This is a genomic window from Gilliamella sp. W8136, assembly GCF_016101285.1.
Taxonomy (GTDB): domain Bacteria; phylum Pseudomonadota; class Gammaproteobacteria; order Enterobacterales; family Orbaceae; genus Gilliamella; species Gilliamella apicola_N.
Map to the genome: position 1 here is coordinate 1 of NZ_JACFQU010000022.1, position 25,379 is coordinate 25,379.

23 protein-coding genes, 5 tRNA genes and 1 other RNA gene are annotated in these 25,379 nt (G+C 34.8%); 11 read left to right on the top strand and 18 right to left on the bottom strand.

Translation table 11 applies throughout. The features are described from left to right. From H3T96_RS13385 to H3T96_RS13420, 8 genes are all read right to left on the bottom strand, one after another. Window positions 1–142 (bottom strand): GTP-binding protein (locus H3T96_RS13385; protein ID WP_232356468.1); only part of this gene is annotated, 142 nt, incomplete at its 3' end. A 184-nt stretch (window positions 143–326) separates the two neighbouring features. Beyond that, a tRNA-Thr gene (locus H3T96_RS13390) sits at window positions 327–402 on the bottom strand. A 3-nt stretch (window positions 403–405) separates the two neighbouring features. Beyond that, window positions 406–480 (bottom strand) — tRNA-Gly (locus tag H3T96_RS13395). Window positions 481–536: 56 nt separating this feature from the next. Further along, window positions 537–621: transfer RNA gene (locus tag H3T96_RS13400), tRNA-Tyr, on the bottom strand. Window positions 622–654: 33 nt separating this feature from the next. Continuing rightward, window positions 655–730, bottom strand: a tRNA-Thr gene (locus H3T96_RS13405). Between the two features lie 153 nt (window positions 731–883). Continuing rightward, entirely contained in the window at window positions 884–3,580 is a 2,697-nt protein-coding gene (adhE, locus tag H3T96_RS13410; protein ID WP_144093410.1) for a bifunctional acetaldehyde-CoA/alcohol dehydrogenase, read from the bottom strand. Window positions 3,581–3,893: 313 nt separating this feature from the next. Beyond that, window positions 3,894–4,697 (bottom strand): tRNA cyclic N6-threonylcarbamoyladenosine(37) synthase TcdA, encoded by an 804-nt coding sequence (gene tcdA / locus H3T96_RS13415; protein WP_144093412.1) that lies wholly within the window; start codon window positions 4,695–4,697, stop codon window positions 3,894–3,896. 278 nt (window positions 4,698–4,975) lie between these two features. Continuing rightward, window positions 4,976–5,539, bottom strand: a complete 564-nt coding sequence (locus H3T96_RS13420; RefSeq protein ID WP_144093414.1) for a hypothetical protein — start codon at window positions 5,537–5,539, stop codon at window positions 4,976–4,978. A gap of 356 nt (window positions 5,540–5,895) precedes the next feature. On the opposite strand from H3T96_RS13420, the gene H3T96_RS13425 reads away from it, so the two are divergent. Then, window positions 5,896–6,900, top strand: a complete 1,005-nt coding sequence (locus tag H3T96_RS13425) for a dihydroxyacetone kinase subunit DhaK (RefSeq protein WP_144093416.1) — start codon at window positions 5,896–5,898, stop codon at window positions 6,898–6,900. 1 nt (window position 6,901) lies between these two features. After that, window positions 6,902–7,531, top strand: a complete 630-nt coding sequence (dhaL, locus tag H3T96_RS13430) for a dihydroxyacetone kinase subunit DhaL (RefSeq protein ID WP_086326828.1) — start codon at window positions 6,902–6,904, stop codon at window positions 7,529–7,531. A 206-nt stretch (window positions 7,532–7,737) separates the two neighbouring features. Here the strand turns inward: dhaL and H3T96_RS13435 are convergent, their stop codons facing one another. The 7 genes from H3T96_RS13435 to H3T96_RS13465 all read right to left on the bottom strand — a co-directional run bounded on the left by H3T96_RS13435 (window position 7,738) and on the right by H3T96_RS13465 (window position 14,715). After that, window positions 7,738–8,400: a class II aldolase/adducin family protein gene (locus tag H3T96_RS13435; protein WP_144093418.1), complete on the bottom strand. Its 663-nt coding sequence runs from the start codon at window positions 8,398–8,400 to the stop codon at window positions 7,738–7,740. 28 nt (window positions 8,401–8,428) lie between these two features. Next, on the bottom strand, window positions 8,429–10,492 hold the full coding sequence (locus H3T96_RS13440) for a BglG family transcription antiterminator (protein WP_144093420.1): 2,064 nt from the start codon (window positions 10,490–10,492) through the stop codon (window positions 8,429–8,431). Window positions 10,493–10,585: 93 nt separating this feature from the next. After that, a complete protein-coding gene (locus H3T96_RS13445; RefSeq protein ID WP_144093422.1) occupies window positions 10,586–11,968 on the bottom strand; it encodes a PTS galactitol transporter subunit IIC in 1,383 nt (460 codons plus the stop codon). A 9-nt stretch (window positions 11,969–11,977) separates the two neighbouring features. Then, window positions 11,978–12,256: a PTS sugar transporter subunit IIB gene (locus H3T96_RS13450; protein WP_086309056.1), complete on the bottom strand. Its 279-nt coding sequence runs from the start codon at window positions 12,254–12,256 to the stop codon at window positions 11,978–11,980. A 9-nt stretch (window positions 12,257–12,265) separates the two neighbouring features. Further along, window positions 12,266–12,742: a PTS sugar transporter subunit IIA gene (locus H3T96_RS13455; protein ID WP_186279294.1), complete on the bottom strand. Its 477-nt coding sequence runs from the start codon at window positions 12,740–12,742 to the stop codon at window positions 12,266–12,268. A gap of 310 nt (window positions 12,743–13,052) precedes the next feature. Continuing rightward, on the bottom strand, window positions 13,053–14,408 hold the full coding sequence (locus tag H3T96_RS13460) for a PFL family protein (RefSeq protein ID WP_144093426.1): 1,356 nt from the start codon (window positions 14,406–14,408) through the stop codon (window positions 13,053–13,055). Between the two features lie 37 nt (window positions 14,409–14,445). After that, window positions 14,446–14,715 carry an ACT domain-containing protein gene (locus tag H3T96_RS13465; RefSeq protein WP_086309053.1) on the bottom strand — a complete coding sequence of 90 codons (270 nt, stop codon included), beginning with the start codon at window positions 14,713–14,715 and terminating at the stop codon, window positions 14,446–14,448. Window positions 14,716–14,860: 145 nt separating this feature from the next. On the opposite strand from H3T96_RS13465, the gene H3T96_RS13470 reads away from it, so the two are divergent. After that, a complete protein-coding gene (locus H3T96_RS13470; protein ID WP_144093428.1) occupies window positions 14,861–16,075 on the top strand; it encodes a pyridoxal phosphate-dependent aminotransferase in 1,215 nt (404 codons plus the stop codon). 376 nt (window positions 16,076–16,451) lie between these two features. On the opposite strand, the gene H3T96_RS13475 is transcribed toward H3T96_RS13470, so the two are convergent. Further along, window positions 16,452–17,207: a M48 family metalloprotease gene (locus H3T96_RS13475; protein WP_144093430.1), complete on the bottom strand. Its 756-nt coding sequence runs from the start codon at window positions 17,205–17,207 to the stop codon at window positions 16,452–16,454. Window positions 17,208–17,393: 186 nt separating this feature from the next. Here H3T96_RS13475 and queA point away from each other — a divergent pair, with 186 nt between their 5' ends. Further along, window positions 17,394–18,437: a tRNA preQ1(34) S-adenosylmethionine ribosyltransferase-isomerase QueA gene (gene queA / locus H3T96_RS13480; protein WP_086326687.1), complete on the top strand. Its 1,044-nt coding sequence runs from the start codon at window positions 17,394–17,396 to the stop codon at window positions 18,435–18,437. An 89-nt stretch (window positions 18,438–18,526) separates the two neighbouring features. Here queA and H3T96_RS13485 read toward each other — a convergent pair whose 3' ends face one another. Continuing rightward, window positions 18,527–19,210, bottom strand: coding sequence for a M48 family metalloprotease (locus H3T96_RS13485; RefSeq protein WP_144093432.1), 684 nt, complete (start codon window positions 19,208–19,210; stop codon window positions 18,527–18,529). Window positions 19,211–19,348: 138 nt separating this feature from the next. Between H3T96_RS13485 and tgt the strand changes: the two genes are divergently transcribed. From tgt to H3T96_RS13500, 3 genes are all read left to right on the top strand, one after another. Next, complete coding sequence (gene tgt / locus H3T96_RS13490; RefSeq protein WP_086326685.1) at window positions 19,349–20,497, top strand: tRNA guanosine(34) transglycosylase Tgt; 1,149 nt, start codon at window positions 19,349–19,351, stop codon at window positions 20,495–20,497. 60 nt (window positions 20,498–20,557) lie between these two features. After that, window positions 20,558–20,634: transfer RNA gene (locus H3T96_RS13495), tRNA-Pro, on the top strand. A gap of 40 nt (window positions 20,635–20,674) precedes the next feature. Next, a non-coding RNA gene (locus H3T96_RS13500) (RtT sRNA) lies at window positions 20,675–20,799 on the top strand. 125 nt (window positions 20,800–20,924) lie between these two features. Here the strand turns inward: H3T96_RS13500 and H3T96_RS13505 are convergent. Next, window positions 20,925–21,956 carry a LacI family DNA-binding transcriptional regulator gene (locus tag H3T96_RS13505; protein ID WP_086326684.1) on the bottom strand — a complete coding sequence of 344 codons (1,032 nt, stop codon included), beginning with the start codon at window positions 21,954–21,956 and terminating at the stop codon, window positions 20,925–20,927. Window positions 21,957–22,284: 328 nt separating this feature from the next. Here H3T96_RS13505 and H3T96_RS13510 point away from each other — a divergent pair, with 328 nt between their 5' ends. The 4 genes from H3T96_RS13510 to rimL all read left to right on the top strand — a co-directional run bounded on the left by H3T96_RS13510 (window position 22,285) and on the right by rimL (window position 25,172). Then, window positions 22,285–22,728, top strand: coding sequence for a PTS sugar transporter subunit IIA (locus H3T96_RS13510; protein WP_144093434.1), 444 nt, complete (start codon window positions 22,285–22,287; stop codon window positions 22,726–22,728). A 30-nt stretch (window positions 22,729–22,758) separates the two neighbouring features. Next, a complete protein-coding gene (locus H3T96_RS13515; protein WP_086326682.1) occupies window positions 22,759–23,031 on the top strand; it encodes a PTS sugar transporter subunit IIB in 273 nt (90 codons plus the stop codon). A 20-nt stretch (window positions 23,032–23,051) separates the two neighbouring features. Then, complete coding sequence (locus H3T96_RS13520) at window positions 23,052–24,419, top strand: PTS ascorbate transporter subunit IIC (protein WP_086351371.1); 1,368 nt, start codon at window positions 23,052–23,054, stop codon at window positions 24,417–24,419. A gap of 201 nt (window positions 24,420–24,620) precedes the next feature. After that, window positions 24,621–25,172: a 50S ribosomal protein L7/L12-serine acetyltransferase gene (rimL, locus tag H3T96_RS13525; RefSeq protein ID WP_144093436.1), complete on the top strand. Its 552-nt coding sequence runs from the start codon at window positions 24,621–24,623 to the stop codon at window positions 25,170–25,172. Window positions 25,173–25,379 lie beyond the last annotated feature (207 nt).

Sequence of the window (25,379 nt, forward strand, 5' to 3'; positions counted from 1 at the left end):
CGAATGCACGAGCTTGACCGCCGTATTTTTTAGAAAGTACAGAAGTAATAGCTGCAGTTAAAGTTGTTTTACCATGGTCAACGTGGCCGATTGTACCAACGTTAACGTGGGGTTTTGTACGTTCAAATTTTTCTTTAGACATCGATTGTCCCTCAAATGTAATACAAATCGGTGGTTATTCACCACATTAACCAAGTATCATATTTAATTATCAACATAATACTAACTTAAAATTAGCTCTGAATAATAACAGATAAAGCTGTATAGTGACAAGCTTTAAAGCAGGCAAATTCGATATTTTTAGAAGTTTAGGAGAATAACAAGAATGGTGCTGATAGGCAGATTTGAACTGCCGACCTCACCCTTACCAAGGGTGCGCTCTACCAACTGAGCTATATCAGCAATTGGAGCGGGCAGCGGGAATCGAACCCGCATCATCAGCTTGGAAGGCTGAGGTAATAGCCATTATACGATGCCCGCATGTTCAAACTCGGCTACCTAAATGCTTCGATTAGCTATTGCTAATATTAGATTAATGGTGGTGGGGGAAGGATTCGAACCTTCGAAGTGTGACACGGCAGATTTACAGTCTGCTCCCTTTGGCCGCTCGGGAACCCCACCCCGAATCTTTATTAATTTGTCTACTTAGGAAAATGGTGCCGGCTGCCGGAATCGAACTGGCGACCTACTGATTACAAGTCAGTTGCTCTACCTACTGAGCTAAGCCGGCCTAAGTGCTGCGCATTATGTACTAGAACATTTAACCTTGCAAGCAAAAAAAACAAATTTTATTTTGTTTGCTTAAAAAAAAGTCAAAAAACACAAAAAAGCCTGAAATATAGGCTATTTCAGGCTTTTTTTGAATCAAAAATAATGTGTTAGATTATTTCTTTTTTGGTGCTTTTTTCTTAGTAGCTGCTACGCCTTTGGCTGCTGTATGTACAGCAACATCTTCGCTAATATCCCCTTTATCTTGATATGCACGACCATAGTATGTATCAAGTAGGATTTGTTTTAATTCAGCAATGAGCGGATAACGCGGGTTAGCGCCAGTACATTGGTCATCAAAGGCATCAACAGCAAGTTGGTCCACTTGTGCCAAGAAAGCTTTCTCATCCACGCCAAACTCTTTAATTGAGAATGGAATATCAAGTTCTTTTCTTAATTGATCTAACCAACCAATTAATTTCTCAACTTTCTTCTCATCTTTGTCAGCTGCAGCAGTTAAACCTAAATGATCGGCTACCTCTGCATAACGGCTAACAGCTTGAGGATAACCATATTGGCTAAAGGTACCTTGTTTAGTCGGTTTATTGGTTGCATTAAAACGCACTACATTACTAATTAGCATTGCATTTGCCACCCCATGAGGAATATGGAATGCAGCACCAATCTTATGCGCCATTGAGTGACAAACACCTAGAAATGCTTGTGCAAAAGCGACACCAGCTAATGTTGCAGCACTATGCACTTTTTCACGTGCTTGTGGGTTTTTAGCGCCTTCTTTATAGCTTGCCGGTAAATAAGCTTTAAGCATGCTTAACGCTTGTAACGCTTGTCCATCAGAAAACTCAGTTGCCATAATTGAAACATAAGCTTCTAAAGCATGAGTTACCGCATCATAACCACCAGCAGCACAAAGTGATTTTGGCATATTCATTACTAAGTTAGCATCAACAATAGCCATGTTTGGCGTAATTGCATAATCAGCTAAAGGATATTTTTGACCAGTTGCATCATCAGTAACCACAGCAAATGGTGTCACTTCAGAACCTGTACCAGAAGTGGTTGTAACGCAAATTAGTTTCGCCTTTTTACCCATATTAGGGAAATGACAGGTACGTTTACGGATATCCATAAAGCGCAATGCTAGCTCATCGAATTTTGTTTCAGGGTGTTCATAAAGAACCCACATGATTTTAGCCGCATCCATTGGAGAACCACCACCTAAAGCAATAACAGTATCAGGTTGGAATGATGTCATTGATTCAGTACCTTTTCGAACCACACTTAAAGTTGGATCGGCTTCAACATCATAAAATGTTTCGCAGATAACGCCTTGTGATTCTAATTGGTCAGTAATTTGTTTTGAGTAACCATTGTTAAATAAGAATTTATCAGTTACTAAAAAGACTCGTTTTGCGCCTTGTTCAACAACCTCATTTAAAGCAACTGGAAGTGAGCCTCGTTTAAAATAGATAGAACTTGGTAATTTGTGCCATAACATGTTTTCTGCTCTCTTAGCGATGGTTTTTTTGTTTAATAAGTGTTTCGGTCCAACATTTTCAGATACCGAGTTTCCACCCCAAGAACCACAACCTAATGTTAAAGATGGCGCTAAATCGAAGTTATACAAATCACCAATACCACCATGGGCTGCAGGTTGATTGATTAAAATACGGCAAGTTTTCATTTTACTACCGAAATAATCAATACGGTCACGGTTGCTATCTTGATCTGTATAAAGTACAGAGGTATGACCCATACCACCCATTTCTACTAATTTTTCAGCTTTTTCAACCGCTTCAGCAAAATCTTTTGCTCTAAACATTGCTAAAGTAGGAGAAAGTTTTTCATGAGCAAATGGTTCAGATAAATCAACTTTAGTTACTTCACCAACAAGTACTTTTGAACCTGCTGGAGCTTTAAATCCTGCTAACTCTGCAATTTTAACTGCTGGTTGACCAACGATATTAGCATTTAAAGCACCTTTATCGTTTAAGATGATGCCTTGTACCGCTTTGGTTTCTTTAGCATTTAAAACATATGCACCATATTCAGATAATAAACTACGCACTTCATCATAAACAGAGTCAACCACAACGATCGCTTGTTCTGACGCACAAATCATACCGTTATCAAAAGTTTTAGACATCAGTACTGAAGCAACCGCGCGTTTTAAATCAGCAGTTTCATCAATAATTACTGGTGTATTACCTGCCCCAACACCTAGTGCTGGTTTACCAGAGCTGTATGCGGCTTTTACCATACCTGGTCCACCTGTCGCTAAAATAGCTGCAACATCATCATGATGCATTAATGCATTAGATAATTCGATAGATGGCTCATCAATCCAACCAATAATATCTTTTGGTGCACCCGCTTTAATTGCAGCATTTAATACAATTCTAGCGGCTTCAATAGTGGATTTTTTAGCTCTTGGGTGAGGTGAAAAGACAATTGCATTACGAGTTTTTAAACTGATTAACGATTTAAAAATCGCCGTAGAGGTTGGGTTAGTGGTTGGCACGATTCCACAAATGATCCCTAAAGGTTCGGCTAAAGTAATTGTACCATATGGTTCATTTTCAGCCACTACGCCACAAGTTTTATCGTGACGATATTTATTTAAGATATACTCTGCAGCAAAAAGATTTTTTATAACTTTATCTTCAACAATTCCCATTCCTGACTCTGCAACCGCTTGTTGTGCGAGAGGAATTCGAGCTGCGGCTGCGGCTGTCGCTGCCGCTACGAAGATTTTGTCGACTTGCTCTTGAGTATAATTTGAATAAGTTTCTTGTGCTTTCTTCACACGAGCCATTAACTCATTTAACTCATTCATATTAGTTACTGCCATAGATTTCTCCTTGAAATATAAAAAATAAATTGGGATCGTTTGGCCTCTTCCTTGAAACTTTTTAGTGCTTAGACATAATACAAAACGAAATTGGCATTATCCTAAATCAGATTTGCGCTTTATACAATAATATATGCGCAAAAAAAGATTGTTTTTTTTAATCAATAGATATATTTAGGCATTTTAGAATGTAAATTAAGAAGAATATTTGCAATAGGAACCCAAAAGACAATTACTTTAGTCAAATCTTAATTGTCTTTTGGCGGTATTTATTTTAGAAAAATAGAAATTCTTTTAATTTAAAGTGAGATAATCATCCGTTACACAATTTGTTCAATACATAACTAACAGCAACAAAACCAAACGTTGCGGTTACTGTTGTTATCGCTCCGAATCCCGATTCACAGTCCATTTTTTTATTACTGTCTGCTTGATTTTTAGCAAAACAAATCTGACCATTTTGGGTTGGATAAGTCAGTTGTTCAGTAGAAAATACACACGGAATGGAATATTTACCTTTACTGTCTTTATTTAGCTTATAATCATTTTTTAACTTTTCGCGTAATTTAGCAGCTAAAGGATCTTGAATGGTTTTTGCTAAGTCCGCAATTTTTATTTGCGTAGGATCTTTTTGCCCCCCTGCTCCCCCTATTGTAATAATTTTTAATTTTTGACGCTTACAATAAGCAAGAACAGCCGCTTTATCACGAACGCTATCGATCGCATCGACAATATAATTATAACGAGGATTTTGTTTAGTTCCCAAATATTGGCTAACATTATTAATATTAATAAAATCATCGATTTCATTAACAATACATTCGGGATTAATTTGCAAAATTCGTTCGGCCATGACGGATGTTTTAGGTTTGCCAATATTAGATTTTAAGGCGTGAATCTGACGATTAGTATTGGTTACACATACATCATCCATATCAATTAAGGTAATTTGCCCTATACCACTACGCGCGAGTGATTCAGCAACCCAAGAACCTACTCCACCAATACCAATTACACAAACATGTGCTTGAGAAAAAGAAGTTAATGCAGACTCACCATATAACCGTGCAATTCCGCTAAAACGTTGAAAATAAGAATCTGAAAATGTGTTTTGCATAAGTACCATTCATCTATCAAATTATGCCAGCATACTAACAGCGCACAAATACAAGCGCAATATGTTAACCAATCTCCATAAATGGTTATTATTTAAATAAGCAAAAATCATAAATAAATTTTTAATTCTAATAATTTTTGGTATTTGTTATAACTCACCAAATGTCTTTTAAAGTTATCAATGATTTTTATTAAAAAACGACATCATTAATAAATATAAGGAAATTTAACCAATATTGTGGTTAATTCTCGTCAAAATACTAATGCCAACATTAATTATTATTTAGCAAAATTTATTAATTCACCAACCAGTTGCTGTGGTTCAATAAGATTTACAATTTTACAAAAATCACTATTGTTAGCATTTAATAGATAAACTAAGGATTTTATTGTTACTAAACTGTTAGCCTTATCAAATTGTTGAATCAGGATATAACGCCGGTTTAATTTGGAATCAATGCCATCAATATATTTCACATTATTATAAAGCTTGATTTCTGGTTTTTGATTACCTCGTGTTTTAGCTTGTCCAAGAAATATTTGCATGGCCTCTTGTTCATTGGCAACAACTTCATTAATAATTAAAATTCGTGCGCCATTCAAGTCATTACTATAAAGTGCGACATAATTATCAGTGAAATTTTGGATATGATTAGAAGTAAACGATTCGGTTTTCTTAAAATCGACAGAAAGAAATCGACTTTGCTCTGGTAACTGAAATTGTGGCGAGGCTTCATCAGATGATTGAATTGAAATTTTATCCGTTTTAGGTGCAGATAATACTTGATTAATTGGCATGTTTATTAAAATGCATGCAGTAAAGATCGCTCCAAGTTTTTTCATACTCTCTACTCTATTTATTCATTAAATCATCATGCGTTAAAGTCGATTATAACCTTATTATGTAAGTTAGCAATTTATATCAGAATCTCTTAACAAAAATTTTTCTAATACCAAACTAAAGGGTTTAAATAGCCTTTATCTTATTGAATTCATAATATGATTTTTACTGAAACATACCCATAACCTGAAACTTTTTTACAAGCTAATTTATATTTTGCTAAATGATTAACTGAAAGCGATTGCTCCCTATGATGAGCAATCAAAGGGATATTATTTGTCATTAAATGTATTCGTTTGACTTTTTAGTTTTACCTACAATAAATGTCGTTAATATGATTAATAAAGAGGAAAAATCAATGCGTAAACCCAAAAAATTACTTAACGATCCAAATAACGTAAGACAAGAAGTCATGCAAGGATTGGTATATGCCTATAATGGTAAATTAACAGCTATTGCAGATTATTGTGCTGTTTATGGTAACCATATATCAAACGATCAAGTCGTAGTTATTTCGGGGGGTGGTAGTGGTCATGAACCAACTTTTGCTGGTTTTATCGGTGAAGGAGGCATTGATGGTTGTGCATTAGGAGAAGTTTTCACTTCACCATCACCAGACCAAATAATTGAACTTACCAAAGCGACTGAAAAGGGTAATGGTGTGCTTTTTTTATATGGTAACTATTCAGGTGATGGAATGAATTTTGATATTTCAGCCGAAATATTAGCGGAAGAAAACATCGCCACTAAAACTATTCGAGCAACCGATGATATTGCCTCAGCCCCTTTATCCAAACTGTCCGACCGACGTGGTGTAGCTGGTATTATGTTTTTATATAAAATTGCAGGCGCAGCTTCTCAATTTGAAAAATACAATCTTGAAAATCTTTATCAAGTTGTTGCAAAAGCTAACGCTAATGTTCGCACTATAGGTGTTGCGCTTGATGGATGTGCCTTACCTCAGTCAAATAATTTTAATTTTGAATTGGATGAAAATGAGATCGAAATTGGGATAGGTATTCATGGTGAGGCTGGATTACGTCGACAAGCAATGACATCAAGTGATGAAGTTGTCAAAGAGATGATAGATCGCCTATGTGATGATTTACCTTTCCAAACAGGTGACCGTGTGTGCGTACTGATTAACAATTTAGGCGCTCTTAGTAATACAGAACTATTAGTGATAACACGCAAAGTCGGCATTGAACTTAATAATCGAGGTATTGTCAGTCACGATATTGCTGTCGGACATTTTTGTACATCACTTGAAATGTCAGGTTTTTCAATCACACTAATGAAGTTAGATGATGAATTGCAACGTCTTTATGATCTACCTTGTCAAACGCTTGGATGGAGAAAATAAAATGAATTTATTACAAGTACGTAAAATGATGTTATTTACCGCTCAAAAAATGGTCGAAAGCGAACCCGAATTAACAGCGTTAGATCAGATTGTTGGTGATGGAGATCATGGGATTGGGATGAAACGAGGATTTTCATCTATTATTGAGTTGCTACAAGATGAAAAATTTCAACCTACTGATATAGGTGATTTTTTTATTAAGATTGGCACAAAATTAATGACCAGTATGGGTGGTGCTTCGGGCGCTATATTTGGAACATTATTTAGAACTGGCGGAAAAAGTATTGTTGGCACAATGGAATTGAATTCTGAAGTCTTCGCAAAATTTCTTAACGACGGTTGGCAAGGGGTATATCAACGCGGTAATGCGGAGCCAGGCGATAAAACGATGGTTGATGCATTATCAGCAGCGTCAAAATCAGCCAATGAATTAACCACGCTTCCACTCAATGAAGCGTTGCCAATAATTGCTAAATCAGCGATGGAAGGTGCAGAAAAAACCAAACAAATGATTGCAGTATTTGGGCGTGCCAAAAATTTAGGTGATCGGACTATTGGACATATGGATCCTGGCGCAGTTTCAATGGCATTTATTTTAAAATACATGAATGACTATATTCATATGCAATAAAATTCAAATGTAATAAAGAATAAAATCCGCTGGTCATCGGCGGATTTCTACAAGCGCATGGAGATCCAAAAACAGTCTATCAATCCCCCCTATTAAAAAACACAAAAAAAATTTCTTAAATTAATATTATTAAAATAAATTAAAACATCTGCATTTTATAACGTAATGTTAAGTTATTACGTTATAAAATTAGAGAACATGAAACATTAGTGTTTAAATTTAATTTGTGAAGGATACGCCCAACTTTGCAACTCTTCGGGTGGAAAACCGCCAGGATCTTTACCATCATTAATAAGTAATGCGTGATAATAAATTTCGGCCATTTCTTCAATATAGGCTGCTTTTAATACGGCCTCATAAGGATCTTTATCAACAGCTATAGCGCCGTGTTTTTCCATTAAAATCGCATCAGCACGCTTAATTGGTTCAATCACACTATGTGAAAGTTCCGTTGTTCCTGGTCTGCCATAAGGGGCAACAGGAATAACACCATCTTTCAAATTAAGGATGGCGCATTCATAAACTACGGCAGGTATAGGCCTTGCGAGTACGGCAAATGAAGTGGCAAAAATAGAGTGCGTATGTGAAATAGCAAAAACATCCTCACGCGCCTTATAAATTTCAAGATGCATTAAACATTCACTGGTAGGTCTTAATCCTGAATCAGCTTCAATAACATTAGCGTCAAGATCCATGACCACAATATCCCGAATTGTTAATAATTTTTTATCAATTGTAGTTGGCGTTACAAGCACATACCCTGTTTGTTTATCTCTAACACTTGAGTTACCCGCTTTATGTTTACATAATCCCCATTCGCTGGATTTTTGTGCCATATCGACAACATACTGCTTTTGAATCTCTAACATTTTATAACTCCTATTTTTGGCAAAATATTCATTGATAGTTTGCAAACAATTTCCAAATTTCGTGGTTATTGTTTGCTTTTCGTATATTTGCAGCTCCTTCATGAAGCTCTAATAATTCATTTAATTGAGCTAAAGCTTTAAGATGTTTTTGTGGATTATTGGTAGCAAGAACAACGATTAAATCTGCTTGCATGTAACCACAAATATCAATTTTTTTAGGAAATTTAAGTAAAGACATCGCAACTTTATTCACACCATCATCAATACCAGCATGAGCAATGATTAAACCATCAACTAACATAATATAAGGTTGTTCAAATTGAATTTTATTAACCATTCTTTCAAGATAATAACGCTCTATGGATTGATTACTTAAAAGTGGTTTTGCAGCTAATTCGAGTGCATCTTGCCATGAAATATCGGCTGATTGCGCAATATTGATATGTTCTGGTTGCATTAAATCGGCAAGTGATGGAATTTCCTGTTGGGTAATACGTAAAGGGTTGTCATTTACTTCATCGTTATACAGATAGGCGGTTAACTCTTTTTGTAAGGCTTTTCTCTCTTTTATATTACTGAACTTTTCAATAATTAACATCAGTTCTTCAACTTGAATTATGCTTGGATCAATTCCTTGTAAAGTACCGATCACCTGATTACGAAAAGCATTTTTATGAAAATTATTAACGGATGGATTAACAATAAATAAAAGTTTATCCGTCGATAAATAGGATGTTGAAAACACAATATCGTAATAATGATTATATTTTTCAAACTCACGTTTAGACATCGCATCGGAAAAATGCAATTCGGGTAGTAAGACCTGCAAAGTTAAATAAAGATAAGTTGAAACCGTTGCACTATTTTCACAGACAACAATCGCAATTTTTTTTGTTTTGATTTGATTTATCAAACCTTCACGAGTTAACCAACCGCCAAATAAAACGGTTATAAAAGCGACTTCTTCATCAGGCATATTACAATGTAAAATTTTTTCAAACGGTGCAATGGCTTTTCGTACCATTTCATGTAAATGACCAAACTCTTGTAATACTATGTCATAGACACTATTAATATTGGTAATATGATAACGAATTCGATAATAGGCGGGTTTCCAATGTTGATAGATGCGTTCAATGAGTTCACTTTTATCCTTAAAAGTAATACAACTAATCTGCTCAAAATTATTAATAACATCAACCGCACTTTCCAATAATACTGTATCTAAGTGGAAATATTTGTCTGATAAAGTTTGGATATTTGAACTTTGCACTAGAATCGTTAAAAAAATTTGTTCATTAAGATCGGTAATACCAAATTTTTCAATCAACTTTTTCATCAATTGAAAATCACGACTATTGGCAACTTCAGCATAATTTTCAGGTAAGCGCTCAATTTTCTTATCGGTTTCAATGCGCTGTAACATAAAACAGATAAAGTAGGTCAGTTCTTGTAACTGCTCATCGGTAAAAATAATTTTTAATTTTTTCTCTATTTCACTAAATACTTGCCCTACTTGTTCTAATCCACCTTGGGTAATAATATCGTTTTCTTTAAATATTTTATCCGCAACGGGCATACTGATAATTCTACGAATCAATTTCAGCAATAAATACCGCTTGTCAATTTCGTTACCAATAATTCTGTAACCATTTTCACGGTCATAACTTATTTGTAGATGATATTGCACTATCATGAGTTGTACTTTTTTAATATCATTAATAACAGTATTTTGGCTAACAGTCAGCGCGGAAGATAAATGTATTAATGAAAATCTTTCGGTCCGAGTTAATAAAAAGAACAAAAGCAAATGGACTCGCTCATCTTCTGAATATATATAACGTCCGATAGCCTTTGAAACAGGTTCATCCCTAAATGTTTCAATGACATGTTTTGGTACACTAAATTTTCCTGTTTTAAAACGTTTAATTAATTCAAGATTAGAAGACTCAAGGAAATCATTAATTTTCTTAAATGTATAACTAAGTTGTTTGCGTGTTAACCCAAATTCAGCTTGAAGTTCTACGCCACTAACACTTGGATTTTGAATCAAGGCATTTAGAACAGTATGAATTCTCTTATCAACAACCATATAACAATTACCTTTTTGTTCGTTGTCTGATGGTAATTATCATTACCATCAGAGATACTAAACACTATTTTCAACGAATGTTTAAATGCTCATTTATCCATTACTTTCAGCTAAATCTTGTACTGTTTCCCTGCGCAGTTCACGGGCATAAAAGAAATATCCTACACACCAATAGACTGCAAAAATTAAGGGTACAAAATAACCTTGCAAACATTGCCAAATAAAAGAAAACGCATAGGTAAAAACCGGTGCATCAATAGAACTATTTGAAATTAATTGATTGGCTGGAATATCAATTGCTTTAGTTGATAATCCTAAATCTGTGATAATAGGCGCAAATTGGGTACCAACAAATAAGAAAAATGGCACACCTATGATTGCTAAAATCACCATTCTCAAAGTATTACCTTTAGTTAAAATATAAGCAGGAACAATAAGAGCAATGTTGATAATGCCAGCAAATGGTAAAAGTTTATTACCCGGTAAAATAACAGCCCAAATTAAAGTAAAAGGAATAGCAACAATTATAGTAAACCAAATCTCACTGGCTCCTCCCATAAATGGCCAGTCCAAACCGACAAACAATTTACGTCCAGCAAAACGCTTATTCATGTAATCACTGATTGCTTCAGAAATTGGCGAAAGTGCCTGCATAAATAATTTAGAAATCATTGGAAATAACATCAATGCAGTAGCAGCTTGCACACCTAACATTAAGATGGCTGCCACATCATAACCGGCAATAATTCCAAAGGTCACACCCAATAAAAAACCAATCACATGATTTTCAGCAAAAATACCAATTTTGGCACGTAATGTTGCTGCATCCATGGGTTTATTTAAAATAGGAATTTTGCGAAGTAATAGATCAAAAGGATAATAAATTGCACTGAAAAATAACATTCGGTGAGTACATGTAACGCCTGGTATACCGGTTAATTTTTCAATACGATGTTGATTAATATCACCAGAATTAAGTTCCAATATGATTTGTAATGTAGCAACAATAAAAGCAAGAGCCAATGCCACAATAGAGCCTAAAATTGGTGTAGCAACGGCGACAACAATAAAAGCTGTAAAAATTTTTCCCCATACATTCCATAAATCAGCGTTAAATGTATCTGTCTTTTTTAAAACGAGCATTAAAATATTGACGCCCACTTGTAAAGGAAACATAAGAAAAGCATACGGCCAAGCCCAAGATACGTTTGCCATAGTTGTCCAACCGCCATCAACAATACTAAGTTCTATGCCTGTGCGTTCCATCATAGTTTGTGCTGCTGAGCCAATGGCGCTTACCATAAAACCGATCAACATACTCATACCAACAAATGCAACACCTAATGTAATAGCGGCTGATGCACCATCTCTAAATTTCATTCGGACAATTAAACCCGCAATGAGCATAATGAAAGGTACAAAAACTGGAGCACCTAAATTTAAAATATAATTTATAATTGTTCCAAGAAAGTCCATAATGCACTCCTATTTACAGGCATCGATAATTTTTTGTAATTCAGTTTCCATATTTATTCCCGTTAAAAATGCAATGCCATTAATCACTGGGATAGGATATTGTTTTTCAATTTTGGTTATCGCTATGTATGCCACGCTACTTTTGATATGAGAATCAACCGATTTCAGATCAACAACTTCGACCTTTATGTCATCAAGATTTCGTTCTTTTAATAAACGTGTAACCTTACTTGCAACTGTTTGAGATGTAGCAACTCCACTGCCACATGCAACAATAACTTTTTTCATAATGCCTCCTTATAAATTAATATTCGACGTGAGTAGTGTAAAAACTTCATGTTTGTTTTTTGCATGGAAAAGCGACTCTAAAAAACATGAATTCACAAAGCAGGACATTAATTTTTGCAACAAATCAATATGTCCATTTTTTTCGTTAAACCCGAGTAAAAAAACGAAATTTGCATTTAAAACATGGTCATTATTTGCCATTTCGCACCATGGAATGGTTCCTTTAACTCGAGTAAAAAAGATAAATGGTTTAATCACATGTTCAATGTCAGTATGAGGCATAGCAACTACATAAGGTTCCGTAGGTAGAGCGGTTGGGAATGAAGATTCTCTTTTTTTAATTGCTTCTAAGAAAGAGTCATTAACATATCCTTTCTTTCTTAAAACAGAAAATGTGAACTCAAAAAATTGATTAGTATTTTGGAAGTCTTTATCTAAAAGAATTAAATCTTCAAAAAACATTTGCTCGTTAGATTCATTCCCCATTTCATCCTCCATCATTATGTGATCAGCAAATTTTTAAAATATTAGTCATTTGCTACTGCTAGAATTAAATTAGCATTGTTTAGATGTGATTGATTTTAGGAAATAAATATAAAAGAAACTAATGGATTTGATACCAAATAGTCGCCATGGTATTGCTCATCATAGGGAGCGTTATAACACCAGTAACAACAATTTTACTGAGCAGAGTTTTATAAATACATTTTTGAGGAAAAATAAAAGATAAATAGATTGATATCCGTCTGCTTTCCACAGACGGAATATGAAAGATAACCAATTTATGACTAATTAATTAGTTTTTGAATGAATGAATTGGAGCCGGAATTCGTCCACCACGATTGATAAAATCACAAGAGGAGAATTTATTTACTGACATCACTGGCGCATGTCCAAGTAACCCACCGAATTCAATATTATCCCCTACTTTTAAACCAACAGCTGGAATAATTCGCACCGCAGTAGTTTTGTGATTAATGACGCCAATTGCAGCTTCATCAGCAATAATTGCCGAAATAGTTTCTGCTGGGGTATCGCCCGGAATGGCTATCATATCAAGCCCTACTGAGCAAACACAGGTCATTGCTTCAAGTTTTTCCAAATTTAATGCGCCATTATTTACTGCATCAATCATCCCCGCATCTTCTGATACAGGAATAAAGGCACCGCTTAAGCCACCCACATGTCCACAAGCCATTACACCACCTTTTTTAACGGCATCATTTAACATGGCAAGTGCCGCCGTTGTTCCATGGGTACCAACGGCTTCTAAACCCATTTCCTCTAAAATATGTGCAACTGAATCACCAATAGCTGGAGTTGGTGCTAAGGATAGATCAACAATACCGAATTTCACCCCTAAACGCTCTGATGCCTCTTTACCAACAAGCTGTCCCATTCGAGTAATTTTAAATGCGGTTTTTTTGATCGTTTCAGCAACAACATCAAACGATTCACCTTTCACTTTTTCAAGCGCTCGTTTTACAACGCCAGGACCACTGACCCCCACATTAATAACACAATCGGCCTCACCGACACCGTGAAATGCCCCAGCCATAAACGGATTGTCTTCAACTGCATTAGCAAACACCACTAATTTGGCACATGCCATACTGCTATTATCTGCCGTTAATGCCGCGGCTTCTTTAATGATCTGCCCCATTAGTTTTACAGCATTCATGTTGATGCCTGTTTGTGTGGAGCCAACATTAACCGATGAGCAGACTCTTTCCGTTTGTGCTAATGCTTGAGGAATTGATTTAATTAAAATTTCATCGCCTTTATGGCACCCTTTTTGTACTAATGCCGAAAAACCACCAATAAAGTTAACACCCACTGCTTTAGCTGCGGCATCAAGTGTTTTAGCGAACTCAACGTAATCTTTATCGTCACTCGCACCAGCAATCAGCGAGATAGGGGTAACTGAAATACGTTTATTAATAATTGGAATACCAAATTCTGAGGTAATCTCATCCCCAACTTTGACAAGATCTTTCGCTAATCGCGTAATTTTTTCATAGATTTTTTGACGAGCTTTTTCACCATCACTGTCTATACAATCCAGAAGAGAAATACCCATGGTAATTGTGCGGATATCAAGTTTTTCTTCCTCAATCATTTTAATCGTTTCGAGGATTTGTTTAGTTTCCATAAGTATTATCCTTTAATAATAAAGTACAAAATTTAGATTATAAACGATGCATCGCATCAAAAATTTCTTCCCGTTGAATATTCACTTTTACTTTTAGTTTGTCACCAGTCTGAGTCAATGCAGTCTTAACATCATCAAATGACATATTAATTTTAGATAAATCTAATAGCATAATCATGGTGAAATATTCCCCCATAATCGTTTGACTCACATCTAAAATATTAATATTTAACTCATATAATTTCTGACTGATACCTGCAATAATCCCCGTTTGATCTTTTCCAATTACCGTTAAAATAGTTTTCATAACACTCTCCGCACAAATTTCACACAATCAAAAGATATTTCTTAGGCTAAGTATAATAACATCTTCAAAAATTATCTAAATAGGAGTAGATTGTTTTTTTAATTAAAAAATAAAAACTAACACAATAAATAGAAAGGGCAGAATCATGGTAAATTTCCAAAAATCCAATAAATTGGATCATGTTTGTTACGATATACGTGGACCAATTCTTGAACATGCAAAACGTCTTGAAGAAGAAGGTCAAACTATCCTCAAACTCAATATTGGAAATCCTGCCCCGTTTGGCTTTACTGCTCCAGATGAATTATTAGTGGATGTCATCCGCAATCTACCTACTTCACAAGGATATTGTGATTCAAAAGGTCTCTACTCTGCCCGTAAAGCGGTTATGCAATATTATCAATCCAGAGGAATTACTGATTTAGATGTGGAAGATATCTATATCGGAAATGGTGTTTCAGAATTAATCGTTCAATCCATGCAAGCACTACTTAATAGTGGAGATGAAGTTTTGGTTCCGATGCCTGATTATCCATTATGGACAGCCTCAATTAGTCTATCTGGAGGTAATGCGGTTCACTATCTATGTGATGAAGAGGCTAATTGGTCGCCCGATCTAGAAGATATTAAGCGTAAAATCACTTCCAAAACAAAAGGAATTGTGATTATTAATCCTAACAATCCAACCGGTGCAGTTTACAGTAAAGAGGTATTACTTGAGATTGCCGAAATTGCTCGACAGAATAATTTGATTATTTTTGCTGATGAAATTTACGATAAAATTTTATTTGATGATGCTGTTCATCATTCAATCGCAGCTCTAGCACCCGATCTTTTTGTCATAACCATGAGCGGTTTATCAAAAACGTATCGAGCAGCAGGATTTAGACAAGGATGGATGGCACTTTGTGGACCAAAACAGCACGTGAAAGGCTATGTTGAAGGTTTAAACATGCTAGCTTCAATGCGTTTATGTGCAAATGTGCCACTGCAACATGCCATTCAAGCGGCTTTAGGGGGTTACCAAAGTATTAATGAGTTTATCGTACCCGGCGGACGACTCTATGATCAATGTATGCTGGCATGGCGATTACTCAATGATATCCCTGGCGTATCATGCACTAAACCACAAGGTGCTTTATATTTATTCCCAAAACTTGATCAGAAAAAATTTAATATTCATAACGACCAAAAATTAGTTTTAGACTTTTTGTTACAACAAAAAGTATTACTGGTACAAGGAACTGGATTTAACTGGCATCAACCCGATCATGTTAGGATTGTCGCCTTACCTCATACAGGTGAACTTGAAGATGCGATTGAAAGATTCGCTAAATTCCTATCTACCTATAAACAATAAAATACATAATAACCCCAGTCCTCACTGGGGTTAATGATAGAAATATTTTAAATTCAGTTATAAACCACATCAAACTTTTAAAGTGTTTTCTTGTTTTCTACTTGTCCAATATTAAATCTTAATACTGTTAGTAGATTTTTATAAATAAAATTTATTTTGTTGTCATTGAGTAATGACTAATTATTTCCACCATATTACTTTCGTCATACTCATCTTGAGTATACTGAATTTCAGAAAAGGGCCATATATTACTTAATAGGTTAGAAGAAAAGGGATAAGGTTACTGACGATAATTTCGTACTAATTTAGAAGTGTAATTACATAAAAGTTATATAAAAAAACGCCATGAATGGCGCTTTTTAATGTTAGGTCGTTTTTATTTTTTTATTTCTGCAAGTTTCTTGCGAATATTTGCTGCTCTTGATTTAGAAGATGGGTGACTACTCAATATTGAAGAATCTCCACCACCTAATTTATCAAATGCAGTAGCAAGTCCTGCTGGATTAATTTTTTTCTTAACTAAGAAATCAAATGAATAGTTATCAGCATCTTGTTCTTGTTTTTGTGAGAATTGAGAATTAATAACTGCTGATGCTAAAGCTCCTAATTTAGATTTAGAAATTGAAGCGATTGCAGCATTACCAGACGCAGCAGCAGCATCTTGAGCAATTTCGGTTGCATAAGCGATCTGCATTGCTTTTTTACTATGACCTAAAGCAACATGACCTAACTCATGACCTAAAACACCTTGAATTTCATTATCTGTCATCAAGTCCATTAAACCACTATAGACACGTACACAACCGTTCGCCATTGCCCAAGCATTAACATCTTTAGTGATATATACTTTATAATTAACTGGTGTACCATCAATTTTGTTACCCAAACCTTTGACGATTTTCTTTAATCTTTTAGTATAAGCACTATTTGCAGAAGCAATTTTTGACTCAGCATCCATTTGTGCACAAGCATCTTTACTTAATTGTTTAACTTCATCGTCACTCAATGTTGCAGCTTTAAGACCTTTCATTCCTAGGTTAGCTAAATCATCTGGATTCATATTACAACCAGTTAAAGACATAGCTGCAACTAAAGGTAAAGCGACTAATAATGTTTTTTGATGTTTTTTCATAATATTTTCCTTATTTAAATCATTATTTATATCCATCTAAACTAAGTTAAGTTAGACGCAGAAATTTTAAACTAACTTTAATAATAATCAATAAATAATTGCTTGTTTTAACACTTAGAAAATAATTACTTGATTACTCAGTATATGAGATTTAGACTAATCACCCATTTTTTAAGGTACAAATTTATGCAATTATCTGATTTCGATTTTACACTTCCTAAAGAACTCATTGCCAAATATCCAGCAGAAACGAGAAGTGCATGCCGACTTTTATCGCTTGATGGAAACACAGGTAACACTAACCATGGTTTTTTTACTGACATTGTCGACAAAATTAATCCAGGCGATTTGCTTATTTTTAATAACACTAGAGTCATACCTGCTCGCGTTTATGGAAAAAAATCATCTGGCGGTAAAATTGAAATACTTATTGAACGATTATTAGATGGGAATCGTGCACTTGCACATGTAAAAGCGTCAAAATCGCCTAAAGAAGGCGCTGAATTAATATTAGGAGAAGACTCATCGGTTACTGTAACGATGGTCGCTCGTCATGATAGCCTTTTTGAATTACAATTTCCGGACGATGTACTTACTATTTTAAATAAAATCGGTCATATACCTTTACCACCTTATATTGACAGACCTGATGATGACCAAGATCGTGAAGTTTATCAAACCGTATACAATAAAGTACCGGGAGCGGTTGCAGCACCTACAGCTGGACTTCATTTTGATGAAAGCTTATTAGAAAAACTGAAACAAAAAGGCGTTGAAATGGCTTTTGTCACTTTACATGTTGGTGCAGGGACATTTCAACCAGTAAGAGTTGAGAATATCGAAACGCATGTTATGCACGCAGAGTATGCGGAGGTTCCAGAGGAAGTTGTTAAAGCGGTATTAGCCTGCAAAGCCAGAGGTAATAAAGTCATCGCAGTGGGAACTACCTCGGTTAGGGCTCTTGAAAGCGCAGCACAAAAAACCGGGGAAATTGCTCCTTTTTTTGCTGATACACAGATATTTATTTACCCAGGCTACCACTTTAATGTCATTGATTCACTGATCACAAATTTTCATCTACCCGAATCAACATTAATTATGCTTGTATCAGCATTTGCAGGATATGAAAATACGATGAATGCTTATCAAGAAGCGGTTAAGCAACAATATCGATTTTTTAGTTATGGTGATGCAATGTTTATCACTAAACAATCGAATGAATCACTCTAAAATTTTATCAACATTTAATGGAAAGTTGCTTAATCAAGCTGATATGGCAAATTTGGTTGGTAACTTTTCCATTTAACCATTTTAATTAGCTATTTATTCTTTAATTTATCTAAAATATTATTCTTGCGATGCAAATTTGATGGATGAGATGTCGGATATTCTGATGCATGAATGGGCATTTTAGATAACATATTTACCAAACCTATGGGATCAATTTTTTCCTTTAATAAAAGATTCAAAGCATATTCATCTGCCTCAACTTCATACTGTTGCGCAATCTCTTGTTTTACCATAATAATAATTTCATTGGCTTTATCGGTAATTTCAATATAAGGAGCCTGTCGAAATGATTTTATAGCATGTTTAAGTGCAATATGTCCTTGTTCATGCGCCAATACGGCTTGCAATTCATTATCCGTTAATAATTTAATCAATCCACTGTTCACTCGAATACATCCATTTGCAGTTGACCAAGCATTGGGTTCCATATTCAAATAAACCTTATAATTTATCTCGTTATTATTAATATTGTTAGGCAATGTTTTAGCGATTTTATTTAAGCGTTTACTTAAAGCATGATTATTGGCTGGAATTGTCGCCCTATGATCCATTTCATTACACGCTTGCTGACTAATAGCTAGTATGTCTTGTTCGGATAAAAATTTTACTGCTTCAGACGGTATCCGTTTAGCTGTACGAATGTTTGTATGATTTTGACATGCGGTCGACAAAAATATCAATAATAATGAAAATATCAATATAACATAGTTCACAATTCTTAAAATCCTTTCAAAAGTTGTTAATTCAAGTCAAGCACGATAAACTAGGCGCCGCAATGTAATAGTACACAACGCATTATATCAATAATTCGCGCCAAACTGTTTATTTGGTCGCAAGAGGTAAATAAATAAATGAAATTTGAATTAGATAATACCGACGGCTTAGCTCGTCGTGGTCGTATGAAATTTGATCGTCGTGGAGTCGAATATACGGTAGAAACCCCTGCATTTATGCCTGTCGGAACTTATGGAACGGTAAAAGGTATGACGCCGGAAGAAGTAGCCGCAACAGGAGCTCAAATCTTATTAGGCAATACTTTCCATTTATGGTTAAGACCTGGTCAAGAAATTATGCGTAAACATGGTGATCTGCATGATTTCATGCAATGGCATGGTCCAATCTTAACGGATTCAGGTGGTTTTCAGGTATTTAGTTTAGGTGATATTCGAAAAATTAAAGAAGAAGGTGTCTATTTTAGAAATCCAATCAATGGAGATAAAATCTTTTTATCACCCGAAATTTCTATGGAAATCCAATATGATCTTGGTTCTGACATCGTCATGATATTTGACGAATGTGCACCATTTCCTGCCGACTGGGATTATGTCAAAAAATCAATGGAGATGTCACTACGTTGGGCCAAACGCAGCAGAAAACGCTTTGATGAATTAGGCAATAAAAATGCCTTATTTGGTATTGTTCAAGGTGGTATACATCAAGAATTACGTGACATATCAATTAAAGGATTAACAGAAATTGGGTTTGATGGTTATGCTGTTGGTGGCCTTGCCGTTGGCGAACCTAAAGAGGATATGCATCGTATTTTAGAAGGTACATGCCCACAATTACCAGCTGATAAACCACGTTATTTGATGGGCGTTGGAAAACCAGAGGATTTAGTGGAAGGTGTGCGTCGTGGCATCGATATGTTTGACTGTGTAATGCCAACTCGTAACGCACGCAATGGTCACCTATTTGTAACTGATGGTGTAATCAAAATTCGTAATGCCAAATATAAAGATGATACAACACCGCTGGATCCTCATTGTGATTGTTACACATGTAAAAATTATACAAAATCTTATCTACATCACTTAGATAAATGTGGGGAAATTTTAGGTGCACGATTAAATACTATTCATAATTTGCGTTATTACCAACGCCTAATGGCAGAGATTCGTGAAGCTGTGGCAAATAAACGTTATGAAGAATTTGTTATCGAATTTTATCAACGTATTGGTAAAAAACCTGCCCCATTCGCAAAATCTGAAAATAACTAGTATATTTTTTTAGGTAAGTATTGACACTTTTTAGTTAGCGCAGTATTATGCGCTTCCTAACGGCGAGTAGCGCAGCTTGGTAGCGCAACTGGTTTGGGACCAGTGGGTCGGAGGTTCGAATCCTCTCTCGCCGACCAATTTTAGATAAAAAAGCTTACTCATTGAGTAGGCTTTTTTATTATCTGCATTTTGAAAGGATGAGAACCGACCAGAGGTTCGAGCCGAGCGCAGCGAGACAACGTTGCTTTAGCAACGACCCGCAGGGCGAGCATGAAATGCGAGTAATCCTCTCTCGCCGACCAATTTTAGATAAAAGAGCTTACTCATTGAGTAGGCTTTTTTATTATCTGCATTTTAAGAGGATGAGAACCAACCAGAGGTTCGAGCCGATCTTAATAATTCTAATCATCTTTCTTAAAAAAGCTAATTAAACACTCGCCCGCAATCGTACGACTGGTGCTAACGCTGATAAATCTGTTTCATGTGTTACTTTTTTATTTTTTAAATTATCCAACAGCAGAGAGGCTGAATATTCACCGATTTCTTTATACGGTAAAGCGACCGTTGTTAATGCGGGAAAGCTCACTTGGCTAAACTCATTATCACCAAAGCCAGTTACAGCTAATTGATAAGGTACTCGAATATGTCGACGCTGACATTCATATAGGACTCCACAAGCTAATTCATCAGTTGTACAAATTAATGCGTCTAGTTCTGGCCAATTTAATAACATATCGGGTAATAACTCACTTCCAGTACTAAAATTGGCTGGTTTAGCAGCATTAATAACTCGATGTGTAGGGAGATGATAAGCTAACATGGCTTTATGCCATCCGTGTAAACGTTGTTGAAAAATTTGATATTCTTGATTAGCACAGAGTAACCCAATGTGTTGATAACCTTTTTTAATGACATGTTCAGTGAGCATATACATAGCCAAACTATCATCTATTCCAACATTCATATTAGTTAATCCATCATAATCTTTACCAATATTCAAAATAGGAACAATTTTATTTTGCAGAATTTGCTTAATAAAGCTCTCATCTTCAACTTGAAATAGTAATATTGCCTCAAGGTTATGACTATATAAAGCATCTAACATTTGTGATTCTAATTTATAATAATGATAAGATTCAATAAGTAAGGTTGTGTACCCCTCTTTTGCTAAGTGTGTTTGAAGCGAATTTAACCATAGTTGAGCGCAATGATCGTATATTTTTGGCGTGATAACTGCAATGACTCGATTTGCCGATGCAGAGGCTAGCAAACTTGCAGCAACATTTGGTTTATATCCTAAAGCATCGACAGCAATTTGGATTTTTTGACGAAGTTTATCTGAAACTCGATCTGGGGTTCGTAAAGCTCTAGATACGGTCATTGTTCCGACACCCGCATATCTAGCGACATCAAATAAAGTAATCTGTCCAGTAGTTTTACGCTTCTTTATTTCTTGCATCTTTCATTCCGATTGAGTTTAATCTAAATTTTTTCAAATAAATCTTATATTAATAGTAGCAAAGCAGAAAAATCGATAATAGACAATCAATAATAAAAAAGTGTGATACAATCACTTCAAAATCACTCTCATTTCTATAATATTATTACGTCTAAATAACTATTTTATAATCGTTATATCAAAAATGTTAATTTCATCACAAAATGAGAAAAATTTTCATCAAGTTTGATAGCGCTATCACATTTCTAATATTTTTTTATTTCTATTCTTATTTAGTATGTTATTTTTTAAACTAACAATTGATGATATCAGGTTTAATGGAGGAAAAATGTTAGGTAAATGGTTAACCAGCCAAACAGTCAATGTTGTTGATTCTGTTGAAAATTGGAAAGAAGCAATACAAATTTGCGCAAAACCATTATTAGAAAATAATGCCATTTCGCCAAATTATGTCCAAGCAATTTTTCAATTACATGAATCAATTGGACCTTACTATGTATTGGCACCGGGTATCGCTATGCCGCATGCTAGACCAGAGCAAGGTGTCAATCAACTGGGCTTATCTATGTTACTGGTCAAACAAGGAGTGAAATTTAATTCAACAGAAAACGACCCCGTATATTTAATTACTTTATTAGCGGCCAGTGATAGTTCCAGCCATATTGAAATGTTAACTCAATTAGCTGAGCTGTTTAGTGAATCAAACGATATGCAGACAATTTTTAAGGCACAAAATAGTGATCAAATATTAGCTGTGATCAATCGTTATTAAATTTAATAAAATTAAAAAAGGATAAATAAAATGAAAATTATGGCAGTTTGTGGTTCAGGTCTTGGTAGCAGTTTTATGGTTGAAATGAATATCAAAAAAGTTCTAAAAAAATTAAATATTGATGCAGAAGTAACGCATGCAGATCTTGCATCAGCAACACCAGAACAAGCTGATTTATTTGTTATGACTAAAGATTTAGCAGACAGTTCTGGCATTCCTAGCGATAAACTGGTAGTTCTAAATAATATAATTGATATCAATGATTTGGAGTCCAAACTCGTTGAACATTTTGATAAGCAATAGTCTGATAATGAGGTGTTGCGATGATTCAAGAAGTTGTTAAATTTTTCGTTGATATTTTAAAAGTACCGGCCGTACTCGTTGGTATGATTGCTATGGTTGGGTTAATAGCCCAACGCAAATCCTTTGCTGATACGGTAAAAGGAACAATTAAAACTATTTTAGGATTTTTAGTATTGGGTGGTGGCGCAACTGTACTTATTAGTGCGATTACACCATTAGGCATGATGTTTGAAGAGGCCTTTAAACTACAAGGTATTGTCCCAAATAATGAAGCTATCGTATCTATGGCATTAAATGATTATGGTGCAGCAACAGCATTAATCATGGCGTTTGGAATGATTGCTAATATTGTAGTTGCGCGTTTTACACGTTTAAAATTTATCTTTTTAACTGGACATCATACCTTTTATATGGCGTGCATGATCAGCATTATTCTAACAGTTGCAGGTTTTAAAGGTTGGCAATTAGTCTTTACCGGAGCCCTAGTACTTGGGCTAATTATGGCGTTTTTCCCTGCAATTGCTCAACCATATATGAGTAAAATAACAGGAAATAATGATGTAGCATTTGGTCATTTTGGTACTTTAGGTTATGTATTGGCTGGAGCGATTGGTGAATTAGTTGGTAAAAACTCTCGCTCAACGGAAGAGATGAATTTACCCAAAAATATAAGTTTCTTGCGTGATAGCTCAATTTCAATTTCATTAACAATGATGATTATCTATTTAGTTCTTGCCGTTTTTGCAGGACCTGATTATGTCCAAACAAATTTAAGTAAGGGGGATAATTACTTAGTTTATGCAATTATCGAAGCAATTACCTTTGCAGCTGGGGTATTTATTATTCTACAAGGTGTACGATTAATTCTTGCTGAAATTGTTCCAGCATTTACAGGTTTTTCAGAAAAACTCGTGCCGAATGCCAAACCAGCCTTAGATTGTCCAGTTGTTTTCCCATATGCACCGAACGCGGTATTAATTGGTTTCTTATTTAGTTTTCTTGGTGGATTAATTGGTCTATTTGTGTTGGGTCAATTAAATGCTGTACTAATTTTACCTGGCGTAGTTCCTCATTTCTTCTGTGGTGCGACTGCTGGTGTTTTCGGTAATGCTATGGGAGGACGTCGAGGCGCCATGTTTGGTGGATTTGCTAATGGTTTATTAGTCACATTTTTACCTGTCCTTTTATTACCTGTTTTAGGTTCGCTTGGTTTTGCCAATACAACTTTCTCCGATATTGACTTTTGTGAGATTGGTATTATTTTGGGTAAAATGGCTAAATGGTTTAATAAAGAAATAATAATGGGCATTGTTGTCGCTATCTTTGCTTTATTAGTTATTCAAAATTACATGGTTAAACCAAAGCAAAATGTAAATAATGAAGCGTAAAATTTTTCTAATTAATTCAAACAGTAAAATTACCAGATCAAATGATCTGGTAGTTTTTATAATTAACGATAACGATAACGATAACGATAACGATAACGATAACGATAAAAATATAATCAATTAAATTAGTAACGTTGATATTATTCTTTAATTTATATTTATACTGACTGAAAATTGCTTATGCTCTTAAAGGAATAATTAATGACAAATACCAATCAACAAAGCATCATTGTCAATGAACATATTCATTTAGTGCCATCGGATCGACAATATTCATCTAAGTTATACAATATTATTGATGTTAATCGTGATAATTTTAGTCAATTTATGGCTTGGCCTAAGTTTGTCAGTAATGAAGCAGATACATCAAATTTTTTAGATAATTGTTCAATTGAACATCAAAAAGATATTACCAAAACCTATGTAATTTTACTGGATAATAACCCTGTCGGCTTATTGTCTTTTAATCGAATAGATAAAAACAATAAGACTGCCTATATTGGTTATTGGCTCGATAGCCAAGCAGAAGGCAAAGGTGTTATGACGCAAGCAATCCAAGCACTCACTCACTACTATGCATCACAAAAAATAATTAAACGATTTGTTATTAAATGCTCAGTGGATAATCCTAAAAGTAATGCGGTTGCTAAGCGATGTGGTTTTAGTTATGAAGGAACACTTAAACAGGCTGAATATTTGAATGGAATTTTTCATGATCAAAATATTTATGGTCTAATTTCAACATATATTTAAAATTTTCACCAAACTGTAACAAAATAATTACTCACTAACTTTATATTAAATATTTTATTACTGATTAAATTAAAAGGCCTGACTCCGGTTGAATATCGAAATCAGGCCTTACAAGCAGCTTAATAAAAGTGTCCAACTGTATGGGGTCACTTCATAATGTCGGTTTTTACTTTTATAACGTTGAAATGATTCATTTCAAAATAAGTT